We start from the raw sequence: 11,831 nt of genomic DNA on the forward strand, positions 1-11,831 counted from the left end.
CCCTAAAGAACCAACACTCGAACCATAGTGCAGACTGCCTCACACTTCCTGAATAAAGGTAGCACTAGACAAAGAAACCGCCTATGAAACTCGGCTTTAATAGCTGAAGGAAAAGTCCTATAGATCTGTTTGATAAAAACAATAATATTCAGCCATGTAAAACCGCCTTACATGATTCATGGGTAGATTACCCACCCGAGAAGTGAGCCATGCTGCCCGAGGCTGTGCCGAGCATGCTAAACCTGCGGAAACATAGGAGCGGACTCACCAAGCGCAAGGGTAACTGCATGAGTAAAGTCGAGCCGAAAAGCCCACTGACGATCATTGCGATTTTTGCTGGCATCATCGAAGCATCAGCGCTGGCCTCTCTGCCATTCCTGGGGGAGGATAGCCAAGGTATTTACACCTGGTTTCTGGTCGGCTTTCCGTTCTTCCTGACGGTATTGTTCTTTCTTACTTTGAATTTCAATTACAAGTCCCTTTATTCCCCCGAAATAAATGAACTCACTGCAGCCGCGGCGCCTGCTCCTGCACACATCCCCCTCCAGGTTGAACCGCCCACCCACGAAGTCGCCGACATTGATTTACCAAGCACGCCAGTTAAAGAAGTTGAAACACGGCATGTGCTTGCGGACATGTCCGAGCTGAGCACAGTGACTATCGCATTCCGCGGCCCGGCTGCAAGCGAGTTAATAGAGTACTTCGTACTGCAAGCACTAAAGCCCACACGATTGCCTTGTAACAAGTGGATCTTGAGCAACCTCGACACGGGCGCGCAAATCACCCTGATGAGGCAATCATTGAGCAAAGCGTAGTGCTGCACGCAACCAACAGGCAAAAAAAACCCCGGCACGCCGGGGTTTTCTGGGGTAACAAGCGTCAGACCAGCTTGCGGCCCTTGTTGGCAGCAATGCGCATGCGCAGGGCGTTGAGCTTGATGAAGCCCGCTGCGTCAGCCTGGTTGTACGCACCGCCATCTTCTTCGAAGGTGGCAATGTTGGCGTCAAACAGCGAATCGTCCGACTTGCGGCCGGTGACGATGACGTTGCCCTTGTACAGTTTCAGGCGCACGACACCGTTCACATTGACCTGGGACGCATCGATCATCTGTTGCAGCATCAGACGCTCAGGGCTCCACCAGTAGCCGGTGTAGATCAGGCTGGCGTACTTGGCCATCAGCTCATCCTTGAGGTGAGCGACTTCGCGGTCCAGAGTGATCGATTCGATCGCCCGGTGGGCGCGCAGCATGATGGTGCCGCCTGGGGTTTCGTAGCAGCCGCGGGACTTCATGCCGACGTAACGGTTCTCGACGATGTCCAGGCGACCGATGCCATTCTCGCCGCCGATGCGGTTGAGGGTGGCCAGCACCGTGGCAGGCGACATTTCAACGCCGTCCAGGGCAACGATATCGCCGTTGCGGTAGGTCAGTTCCAGGTAGGTCGGAACGTCCGGGGCGTTTTCTGGCGACTTGGTCCAGCGCCACATGTCTTCTTCGTGCTCGGTCCAGGTGTCTTCCAGCACGCCGCCTTCATACGAGATGTGCAGCAGGTTGGCGTCCATCGAGTACGGCGACTTCTTCTTGCCATGACGCTCGATCGGGATACCGTGCTTCTCGGCGTAGTCCATCAGCTTTTCACGGGACAGCAGGTCCCATTCACGCCATGGCGCAATAACCTTGACGCCTGGCTTGAGCGCATAGGCACCCAGCTCGAAACGTACCTGGTCGTTGCCTTTACCGGTGGCGCCATGGGAAATGGCATCGGCGCCGGTTTCGTTGGCGATTTCGATCAGGCGCTTGGCGATCAGTGGACGAGCGATGGAAGTACCCAGCAGGTACTCGCCTTCATAGACGGTGTTGGCGCGGAACATCGGGAACACGAAGTCGCGTACGAATTCTTCGCGCAGGTCGTCGATGTAGATTTCCTTGACGCCCATGGCCTGAGCCTTGGCGCGGGCCGGTTCGACCTCTTCGCCCTGTCCCAGGTCAGCGGTGAAGGTCACCACTTCACAGTTGTAGGTATCCTGCAGCCACTTGAGAATCACCGAAGTATCAAGGCCGCCGGAATACGCCAGTACGACCTTTTTTACGTCCGCCATGCCATCACTCCACGGGGTTGTACGGAAAGCCGTTGATTCTACCGACCTTGCGACAAAATTTACAGTGGGGCGACAGCTTGTGACGACAAAGCGACAGGAACTGTCGAGAGCGCGACGGACTGTCGCAGCTCAGGACTTGCTGACCGGCTTGCTGGCCTCTGTCGCCGCAGCCGGTGCGGCTGGTGCTTTGACGGCAGGCTCGAGCGGTTTTTCCAGCGGTTTTTCGACCGGCGTTACCCGATCAAGCTGAATGTTCACCCGCCGGTTGCGTGCGCGGTTGGTCGCGCTGTTGTTGCGCGCCAGCGGATAGCGCTCGCCATGGAAGCGCACGGTGATCTGCTCTTCGGGAATGCCATGGGCCTTGAGGTACTCCATCACCGCCAGCGCCCGGCGCCGTGACAGGTCGCGGTTGGTCAGGCGGTTACCGCTGTTGTCGGAGTGACCATCGAGTTCGATATGGTTGACCGAAGGGTCCGCCTTGAGAAAGTCGAGGATCACATCCAGGCGTGCCCTGGCATCGGCATCCAGGTCGATGCCCCCGCCAGGGAAGCCAACCTGCGCCTGGCGCACCTGGTCATAGTTCATCGGTAAGAGCTTTGCCGCACAGGCCTGATAATCGCCGTAGGCCTTGTTGAACTTGACTGGCAACACCCGCACTTCCATGGTCCGCCCGGCTTCACCGGCATAGTTGCGCACCACGGTGCTGCGACCATCGAGCAAACCGTTGATAAGGCGGCTGGCCTGGCCCTGGGAGCTGGTGAAGAGCACGCCACTGCGAGCCATGCGCACCGCCCCCAGGTTGATATCGCCGCGACCGGGCTGCCACGGCGCGGCCGCCGCCAGCAGGGTGGCGGAGCCTGTGCCGAGCACATTGTTGCTTGAACGCAGCTGGAAAGTCGCCTGCTCGCCGGCGCGACGGACGAACTCGCCGCTGCCGAAATCGGCAATGGGTTGAACCAGCCGACATTCGAACTGATCGCCTTCGACCTTCCACTCGATGTTCTCCAGACGGGTCTGGAAGGTGAGTGCCATGGCGGGCATGCTGGCAAACACACTGAGCAGGGCTAGATAACGCTGGCGCACGGGCGGCTCCACAGATTTTCACGGTATACCTGCACGCTATCGGTCGGGCGCGGCAAAACTTGATAGCGAGTGCTCGCAACCGGCTTTTCCGGTAGCATTGACCTTGAGTTCGACCCGCCTGGAATCCCCAATGTCCGACCGCCTGACCCTCCTGCGTCCCGACGACTGGCACATCCATCTTCGTGATGGCGCTGTACTGCCGCATACCGTCGGCGACGTTGCGCGCACCTTTGCCCGCGCAATCATCATGCCCAACCTGGTGCCACCGGTGCGCAACGCCGCCGAAGCCGGTGCCTACCGCGAGCGCATCCTCGCTGCACGCCCTGCCGGCAGCCGTTTCGAGCCGTTGATGGTGCTGTACCTCACCGACCGTACCCAGCCCGAGGAAATCCGCGCGGCCAAGGCCACCGGTTTTGTCCATGCCGCCAAGCTGTATCCGGCTGGCGCGACGACCAACTCCGATTCCGGCGTGACCAGTGTCGACAAGATCTTCCCGGTGCTCGAAGCCATGGCCGAGGTCGGCATGCCGCTGTTGGTGCACGGTGAAGTGACCCGCAGCGAGATCGACGTGTTCGACCGCGAGAAGCTGTTCATCGACGAGCACCTGCGCCGTGTGGTCGAGCGCTTCCCGACCCTCAAGGTGGTGTTTGAACACATCACCACCAGCGACGCCGTGCAGTTCGTCAACGAGGCCCCGGCCAACGTTGGCGCGACCATCACTGCCCAGCACCTGCTGTACAACCGCAACCACATGCTGGTGGGCGGTATTCGTCCGCACTTCTATTGCCTGCCGATCCTCAAGCGCAACACCCACCAGGTGGCCTTGCTGGACGCCGCCACCAGCGGTAGCAGCAAGTTCTTCCTCGGCACCGACTCGGCTCCGCACGCCCAGCACGCCAAGGAAGCGGCCTGTGGCTGTGCCGGCTGCTACACCGCCTATGCCGCGATCGAGATGTACGCCGAAGCGTTCGAACAACGCAATGCGCTGGACAAGCTCGAAGGCTTCGCCAGCCTGCACGGCCCGGCCTTCTACGGCCTGCCGGCCAACACCGATACGATTACCCTGGTCCGCGACAGCTGGACCGCCCCAAGCAGCTTGCCGTTCGGCGAGCAGACCGTTATCCCGCTGCGCGCCGGTGAGCAACTGCGCTGGCGCCTGCTGGAGGAAACTGCGTGAGCGAAGATCAGTACGAAGACGACCAGGAAGGTCATGGTGGCGGTCCACGCCACCCAATGGCTGAGCGCTTTCGCGGTTACCTGCCGGTAGTGGTCGACGTTGAAACCGGCGGTTTCAATTGCGCGACCGACGCCCTGCTGGAGATCGCCGCAGTCACCATCGGCATGGACGAAAAAGGTTTCCTGTTCCCGGAACACACCTATTTCTTCCGCGTCGAGCCGTTCGAAGGCGCCAACATCGAGCAGGCCGCCCTGGAGTTCACCGGAATCAAGCTCGACCACCCGCTGCGCATGGCCGTCAGCGAAGAGTCGGCCCTGACCGACATCTTCCGTGGCGTGCGCAAGGCGCTCAAGGCCAATGGCTGCAAACGGGCGATCCTGGTCGGTCACAACAGCAGCTTCGACCTGGGCTTCCTCAATGCCGCCGTGGCCCGCCACGACATGAAGCGCAACCCGTTTCATCCGTTCTCAAGCTTCGACACCGCCACCCTGGCCGGCCTTGCCTATGGCCAGACCGTGCTGGCGCGGGCCTGCCAAAGCGCCGACATCGACTTCGATGGCCGTGAGGCGCACTCGGCGCGTTACGACACCGAGAAGACTGCCGAGCTGTTCTGCGGCATCGTCAACCGCTGGAAAGAAATGGGCGGCTGGCAGGACTTCAACGACTGACGCTGGGGCAAGCCCGCTCCTACAGGCATAAAAAAACCGGCCATCAGGCCGGTTTTTTTATACCTGGCAATTACAGCTTGCCAGCGTTCTCGCTCAGGTAAGCAGCAACGCCTTCTGGCGAAGCGGTCATGCCCTTGTCGCCTTTTTTCCAGTTGGCAGGGCAGACTTCGCCGTGCTCTTCGTGGAACTGCAGGGCGTCGACCAGACGCAGCAGCTCGTCCATGTTACGGCCCAGTGGCAGGTCGTTGACGATTTGCGAGCGGACAACGCCCTTGTCGTCGATCAGGAAGGCGCCACGGAAAGCCACGCCGCCTTCGGACTCTACGTCGTAGGCCTTGGCGATGTCGTGCTTCATGTCAGCAGCCATGATGTACTGGACCTGACCGATGCCGCCGGCATTGATCGGGGTGTTGCGCCAGGCGTTGTGGGTGAAGTGCGAGTCGATCGACACGGCGATCACTTCAACGTTGCGCGCCTTGAATTCAGCCATGCGGTGGTCCAGAGCGATCAGCTCGGACGGGCAGACGAAGGTGAAGTCCAGCGGGTAGAAGAACACCAGGCCGTACTTGCCTTTGATGGCCGAAGCCAGGTTGAAGCTGTCGACGATTTCGCCGTTGCCCAGAACAGCTGGAACGGTGAAGTCCGGGGCATTTTTGCCAACGAGTACGCTCATGCGATATCTCCTGATGGGGTGGAATCATCTTGCACAGGCCAGCATGCACCGGCCTGGCATCGAAATGGCCGACCATCATACACCGCCCTGAGCCGCTCGCCGAGTTTCAGTCCGAACGCTCGACAATCAGCCGTTGGTCGCTCTAGTCCGCGCCCTGCAGAAAGAGCTTTGACAAGCATTCTCATTAACATTAAGCTTCTTCGAATTGAGCCTTAACCAGCGATGGCCAGCCCTATGTATGTGTGTCTTTGTGTTGGTGTGACCGACGGACAGATCCGCGATGCGATCTATGAAGGATGCTGCAGCTACAAGGAAGTCAGAAGCGCCACCAACGTGGCAAGCCAGTGTGGCAAATGTGCCTGCCTGGCCAAGCAGGTAGTGCGCGAAACCCTCACCGAGCTTCAGGTCAGCCAGGCTGCCCTGCCCTATCCTGTAGAATTTACGGCAGCATAATTCAGCGAATTCCAAGAACCGGACCCAGTGTCCGGTTTTTTTATGCCTGTAATTCAAGTAGTTAGGGGTTTAACGCGGAACACAAACATTCTTATTCCGATTAATTTTTATTTATTATTCAACAACTTAGGTTTGACAGTAGAAATTGCGAAGCTCAGACTTGCCTTTATAGACACACTTACAGGGCAGGACCCCATCATGAAAGGCGACGTTAGCGTCATCCAGCATCTCAACAAGATCCTCGGAAACGAGCTGGTCGCAATCAACCAATACTTCCTGCATGCCCGCATGTACGAAGACTGGGGCCTGGAGAAGCTCGGCAAGCACGAGTACAAAGAATCCATCGAAGAGATGAAACACGCTGACAAACTGATCAAGCGTATTCTGTTCCTCGAAGGCATCCCCAACGTCCAGGACCTGGGCAAGTTGCTGATTGGTGAGCACACCAAGGAAATGCTTGAGTGCGACCTGAAGATCGAGCAAAAAGGCCTGGTCGACCTCAAGGCCGCCATCGCCCACTGCGAGACCGTCGGCGACTTCGGCAGCCGTGAACTGCTCGAAGACATCCTCGAAGCCGAGGAAGAGCACATCGACTGGCTGGAAACCCAGTTGAGCCTGATCGACAAGATCACCCTGGAGAACTACCTGCAGTCGCAGATGGGCGAGTAAGTTCCCCCCCTGCCCTACAGGCAAAAAAAGCCCCGCATGGCGGGGCTTTTTTTTGACCAAACCTGGAATCAGGCCTTGTCAGCGGCCTTGGCTGCAGCTTCCTTGATCAGGGTCTGCAGTTCGCCGTTGGCAAACATTTCAGCCATGATGTCGGAACCGCCGACCAGCTCGCCAGCAACCCACAGTTGCGGGAAGGTTGGCCAGTTAGCGTACTTTGGCAGGTTGGCGCGGATTTCCGGATTCTGCAGGATATCCACGTAAGCGAATTTCTCGCCGCAGCCCATCACGGCTTGCGCCGCCTTGGCCGAAAAGCCGCACTGCGGGGCATTCGGCGAGCCTTTCATGTAAAGCAGAATGGTGTTGTTGGCAATCTGCTCTTTGATTGTTTCGATAATATCCATGAAGCACCTCGCGGCTGAACTTTCCGACCTGGTTGTCGGCACGGTGACGCATTGTATCGGAAAGCCAAGCAGGACGCTCGGCCTTGCCGATATCAGGCCGCAACCACCTGCACTGGCACGCCATTGAGCGCCGCGTTGCCCGACACTGCATCGAACTGGCGCTCATCGGTGAGGTCGTTGGCACTGGCGCCGGGGTGCGCCTGGGCGATCTCCAGGCGCACTCCGGCACGGGCATGGCCAAAGCCATGGGGCAAGCTGACCACCCCCGGCATCATGTCGCTGCTGGCCTGCACCTCGACCTCGATTTCGCCTACCCGCGAGCTGACCCGCACCCGTTGGCCGTCCTGCAAGTGGCGACCGGCCAGGTCATCCGGGTGCATCAGCAGTTGATGGCGCGGCTTGCCTTTGACCAGGCGGTGGTAGTTATGCATCCAGGAATTATTGCTGCGTACATGGCGACGACCGATCAGCAGCAGTTGATCCGCCGCCAGCGGCTGTTGCCCGGCAAAGCGCTGCAGGTCGCCGAGCATCTCCCGCGGTGCGGCTTGAATCCGTTGGTTAGGCGTCTTCAAGCGCGCGGCAAGGTTGGGCTGCAGCGGCCCCAGGTCGATGCCATGGGGGTGCTGGTCGAGGGTCTCAAGCGACAGTTTGAACGCCGAGGCTTCACCGTATCGGCCCTGGCGCAGGCCGATATCAATCATCTGCGCCGGCGCCAGGGTCGGCTTCAACGGCTTGTTACTGCGGGCGGCAAAAGCCTTGGCCAGGCCGACGAAGATCTCCCAGTCATGCAAGGCGCCTTCGGGTTTGGGCAGGACAGCCCGGTTGAAGCGGCTCACGTTGCGTACTGCCAACAGGTTGAAGGTGGTGTCGTAGTGATCATTTTCCAGTGCCGAGGTGGACGGCAGGATCAGGTCGGCGTAACGGGTGGTCTCGTTGATGTACAGGTCGATGCTGAGCATGAACTCAAGGCCGTCCAGGGCCCGCTCCAACTGCCGGCCATTGGGCGTGGACAGCACCGGGTTGCCCGCGACCGTCACCAGCGCGCGAACCTGCCCCTCACCTTCGACTAGCATCTCTTCGGCCAGGGCCGCCACCGGCAATTCGCCGCCGTACTCGGGCAGCCCCGAGACCCGGCTCTGCCAGGCATTGAAATGACCACCCGAAGTACTGGCCACCAGATCCACCGCGGGTTCGGTACACAGGGCACCCCCCACGCGGTCGAGGTTGCCGCTGACCAGGTTGATCAGCTGCACCAGCCAATGGCACAAGGTGCCGAAGGCCTGGGTCGAGATGCCCATGCGCCCGTAACAGACTGCCTTGTCGGCGGCGGCAAAGTCCCGGGCCAACTGGCGAATTACCTGCACCTGGACGCCGCACAGCGGGCTCATGGCCTCGGGCGTGAACGGCGCGATCGCCGCTTGCACCTCGCCCAGGCCCTCCACCGGCAGGCTCGGTTGGCGGGTCAAGCCTTCGGCGAACAACGTATTGAGCAGGCCACACAGCAACGCGGCGTCGCCGCCGGGGCGAATGAACAGATGCTGATCAGCCATGGCCGCCGTCTCGCTGCGGCGCGGATCGACCACCACCAGCTTGCCACCACGGGCCTGGATTGCCTTGAGACGCTTCTCGACATCCGGCACGGTCATGATGCTGCCGTTGGAGGCCAGCGGGTTGCCGCCCAGGATCAGCATGAACGCGGTGTTGTCGATGTCCGGGATCGGCAGCAACAGGCCATGGCCGTACATCAGGTAGCTGGTCAGGTGATGCGGCAGTTGGTCCACCGAGGTGGCAGAGAAGCGGTTACGGGTCTTGAGCAACCCGAGGAAGTAGTTGCTGTGGGTCATCAGCCCGTAGTTGTGCACGCTCGGGTTGCCTTGATACACCGCCACGGCGTTTTGTCCGTGGGCCTGCTGGATAGCCCAGAGCTTTTGCGCGGCCAGTTCGAAGGCCTCTTCCCAACTGATCGCCTGCCAGCTGTCACCGACACGCTTGTGCGGCGCCCGCAGGCGGTCCGGGTCATTCTGGATATCCTGCAAGGCCACCGCCTTGGGGCAGATGTGGCCGCGGCTGAAGCGGTCCTCGGGGTCACCCTTTATCGAGGTGATGCGCGGGGCGACATCGGGCTCGTGGGTGATTTCCAGGGTCAAGCCGCAGATGGCTTCACACAGATGACAGGCACGGTGATGCAGGGTCTTGTTCATGGCCACCTCTTGCTTGGGTGTCTGGGATGAACTGACTATGAGCCTGGCCCGGCGCACGTACCAGCGAGGTTTGTCACGTGAATCTTCGGGCATCAGGCGTAGCGATTCGCAACCGGCCCGCCGCCCGGTTTGCCAAGGCGCAGGCAGGCAGTGTAAAACCCTTGTGTAACGTATAAAAAAAGCTTCTGTCCAATGGGTTACGACACTGCCTGAAACATCGGCGACGAAACCCCCTCTTGGTATGACGCGACATTTAATTATAGTATTGCGTCTTCCCCTAATTCGTCGCCCCGTGCGGCTTTCGCCGCAGGTCACTTCCGTTGTTTTGAAAAACCGGTAAGGCTGATCTGCGGTCTGTTGCAAAAAGGTAGTCAAACATGAGCGCTAGGCACTTTCTCTCCCTGATGGATTTCACACCCGACGAACTGCTCAGTGTGATCCGTCGAGGTATCGAGCTGAAGGACCTGCGTAACCGCGGCGTACTGTTCGAACCGCTGAAAAACCGCGTGCTGGGGATGATCTTCGAAAAATCCTCGACCCGCACTCGCCTGTCGTTCGAAGCCGGCATGATCCAGCTCGGTGGCCAGGCCATCTTCCTCTCGCCACGGGACACCCAGCTGGGCCGTGGCGAACCGATCGGCGACTGCGCCATCGTCATGTCGCGCATGCTCGATGCGGTGATGATTCGTACCTTTGCCCACAGCACCCTGACCGAATTCGCCGCCAACTCGCGGGTGCCCGTCATCAACGGCCTGTCCGACGACCTGCACCCGTGCCAGTTGCTGGCCGACATGCAGACCTTCCTCGAACACCGCGGCGCCATCCAGGGCAAGACCGTGGCCTGGATCGGCGATGGCAACAACATGTGCAACAGCTATATAGAGGCGGCCATCCAGTTCGACTTCCAGCTGCGCATCGCCTGCCCGGCCGAATTCGAGCCCAATGCGCAGTTCCTGGCCCAGGCCGGTGACCGCGTACAGATCTTCCGTGAACCCAAGGCTGCGGTGCAGGGCGCCCACCTGGTGAGCACCGATGTCTGGACTTCCATGGGTCAGGAAGAGGAAACTGCACGGCGTCTGGCCTTGTTCGCGCCTTACCAGGTAACCCGCGAACTGCTCGACCTGGCAGCACCCGATGCCCTGTTCATGCACTGCCTGCCCGCCCACCGCGGCGAGGAAATCAGCCTGGACCTGCTCGACGACCCCCGTTCGGTCGCCTGGGACCAGGCCGAAAACCGCTTGCATGCACAGAAGGCGCTTCTCGAATTTCTTGTTGAACCGGCCTATCACCACGCATGAGTCAACCTTTACTGCTTAACCTGCGCGAGCTCGCCTGTGGCTATGGCGAGCAGCGCATCGTCCAGAACCTCAACCTGCACCTGAACGCCGGCGACATCGGTTGCCTGCTGGGCTCCTCGGGGTGCGGCAAGACCACCACCCTGCGCGCCATTGCCGGTTTCGAGCCGGTGCACGAAGGCGAGATCCAGCTGGGTGGCGAGGTCATCTCCAGGGCCGGGTTCACCCTGGCCCCGGAGAAACGCCGGATCGGCATGGTGTTCCAGGACTACGCGCTGTTCCCGCACCTGACCGTGGCCGAGAACATCGCCTTCGGCATCGGCAAGCATCCTCAGCAACGCCAGGTGGTCGAAGAGATGCTTGAGCTGGTCAAGCTCGGCGGCCTGGGCAAACGCTACCCCCACGAGCTTTCCGGCGGCCAGCAGCAGCGTGTGGCCCTGGCCCGCGCGCTGGCTCCCGAGCCGCAATTGCTGCTGCTCGACGAACCGTTCTCCAACCTTGATGTGGAGCTGCGCCGGCGCCTGAGCCATGAAGTGCGCGACATTCTCAAAAGCCGTGGCACCAGCGCGATCCTGGTCACTCACGATCAGGAAGAGGCCTTTGCCGTCAGCGATCACGTCGGTGTATTCAAGGAAGGTCGTCTGGAGCAATGGGACACCCCCTACAACCTCTACCACGAACCGCTGACACCATTCGTGGCCAGTTTCATTGGCCAGGGCTATTTCATTCGCGGCCAGTTGACCAGCCCTGAATCGGTACGCACCGAACTCGGTGAGCTGCGCGGCAACCGTGCCTACACCCTGACGCCTGGCAGCGCCGTGGACGTGTTGCTGCGCCCGGATGACATCATCCATGCGCCGCACAGCGAACTGAAGGCGTTGATCGTGGGCAAGAGCTTCCTCGGTGCCGCGACCCTGTATCGCCTGCAACTGCCTACCGGCAGCCAGCTGGAAGCGATCTTCCCAAGCCACAACGACCATCAGGTCGGTGCCGAAGTAGGGATTGAAGTGGCGGCGGACCACCTGGTGGTGTTTGCCGTACCGGGCAGCGTGGCGGCGCAGTTGCCGGTGCCGGAGAACGGCGTTCGCCGGTACAGCTCGACGGTCTGATGCAG

The 11,831-nt window shown here is 60.3% G+C and carries 12 protein-coding genes; 7 read left to right on the forward strand and 5 right to left on the reverse strand.

Annotation, left to right across the window (positions count from 1 at the left end; all coding sequences use genetic code 11):
* Nucleotides 1-287: 287 nt before the first annotated feature.
* Nucleotides 288-815, forward strand: coding sequence for a hypothetical protein (locus KHO53_RS25585; protein ID WP_232531760.1), 528 nt, complete (start codon nt 288-290; stop codon nt 813-815).
* Nucleotides 816-879: 64 nt separating this feature from the next.
* Here the strand turns inward: KHO53_RS25585 and KHO53_RS04510 are convergent, their stop codons facing one another.
* Together KHO53_RS04510 and KHO53_RS04515 are read right to left on the reverse strand one after the other, a co-directional pair.
* Entirely contained in the window at nt 880-2,097 is a 1,218-nt protein-coding gene (locus tag KHO53_RS04510) for an argininosuccinate synthase (RefSeq protein WP_010221042.1), read from the reverse strand.
* Between the two features lie 129 nt (nt 2,098-2,226).
* Nucleotides 2,227-3,180, reverse strand: a complete 954-nt coding sequence (locus tag KHO53_RS04515) for a flagellar protein MotY (protein WP_010221041.1) — start codon at nt 3,178-3,180, stop codon at nt 2,227-2,229.
* 130 nt (nt 3,181-3,310) lie between these two features.
* Here KHO53_RS04515 and pyrC point away from each other — a divergent pair, with 130 nt between their 5' ends.
* Nucleotides 3,311-4,357, forward strand: coding sequence for a dihydroorotase (gene pyrC / locus KHO53_RS04520; protein ID WP_010221040.1), 1,047 nt, complete (start codon nt 3,311-3,313; stop codon nt 4,355-4,357).
* Nucleotides 4,358-4,413: 56 nt separating this feature from the next.
* A complete protein-coding gene (gene rnt / locus KHO53_RS04525) occupies nt 4,414-5,025 on the forward strand; it encodes a ribonuclease T (protein WP_249684437.1) in 612 nt (203 codons plus the stop codon).
* A gap of 70 nt (nt 5,026-5,095) precedes the next feature.
* Here rnt and KHO53_RS04530 read toward each other — a convergent pair whose 3' ends face one another.
* Nucleotides 5,096-5,698: a peroxiredoxin gene (locus tag KHO53_RS04530; RefSeq protein WP_010221038.1), complete on the reverse strand. Its 603-nt coding sequence runs from the start codon at nt 5,696-5,698 to the stop codon at nt 5,096-5,098.
* A 234-nt stretch (nt 5,699-5,932) separates the two neighbouring features.
* Here KHO53_RS04530 and KHO53_RS04535 point away from each other — a divergent pair, with 234 nt between their 5' ends.
* Nucleotides 5,933-6,151 carry a bacterioferritin-associated ferredoxin gene (locus tag KHO53_RS04535; RefSeq protein WP_010221037.1) on the forward strand — a complete coding sequence of 73 codons (219 nt, stop codon included), beginning with the start codon at nt 5,933-5,935 and terminating at the stop codon, nt 6,149-6,151.
* A 198-nt stretch (nt 6,152-6,349) separates the two neighbouring features.
* The gene (bfr, locus tag KHO53_RS04540) at nt 6,350-6,820 is read left to right on the forward strand and encodes a bacterioferritin (protein WP_010221036.1); all 471 of its coding nucleotides are present in this window, start codon (nt 6,350-6,352) and stop codon (nt 6,818-6,820) included.
* A gap of 68 nt (nt 6,821-6,888) precedes the next feature.
* On the opposite strand, the gene grxD is transcribed toward bfr, so the two are convergent.
* Together grxD and KHO53_RS04550 are read right to left on the reverse strand one after the other, a co-directional pair.
* The gene (gene grxD, locus KHO53_RS04545; RefSeq protein WP_010221035.1) at nt 6,889-7,221 is read right to left on the reverse strand and encodes a Grx4 family monothiol glutaredoxin; all 333 of its coding nucleotides are present in this window, start codon (nt 7,219-7,221) and stop codon (nt 6,889-6,891) included.
* A 92-nt stretch (nt 7,222-7,313) separates the two neighbouring features.
* Nucleotides 7,314-9,422, reverse strand: coding sequence for a molybdopterin oxidoreductase family protein (locus tag KHO53_RS04550; RefSeq protein ID WP_213570030.1), 2,109 nt, complete (start codon nt 9,420-9,422; stop codon nt 7,314-7,316).
* Between the two features lie 377 nt (nt 9,423-9,799).
* Here KHO53_RS04550 and argF point away from each other — a divergent pair, with 377 nt between their 5' ends.
* Both argF and KHO53_RS04560 read left to right on the forward strand, forming a co-directional pair.
* The gene (gene argF / locus KHO53_RS04555) at nt 9,800-10,720 is read left to right on the forward strand and encodes an ornithine carbamoyltransferase (RefSeq protein ID WP_010221033.1); all 921 of its coding nucleotides are present in this window, start codon (nt 9,800-9,802) and stop codon (nt 10,718-10,720) included.
* Entirely contained in the window at nt 10,717-11,826 is a 1,110-nt protein-coding gene (locus KHO53_RS04560) for an ABC transporter ATP-binding protein (protein ID WP_010221032.1), read from the forward strand. Before argF ends, KHO53_RS04560 begins: the two co-directional genes overlap by 4 nt.
* Nucleotides 11,827-11,831: the final 5 nt, after the last annotated feature.

Source organism: Pseudomonas sp. RC2C2 (assembly GCF_018390435.1).
Taxonomy (GTDB): Bacteria; Pseudomonadota; Gammaproteobacteria; order Pseudomonadales; family Pseudomonadaceae; genus Aquipseudomonas; species Aquipseudomonas donghuensis.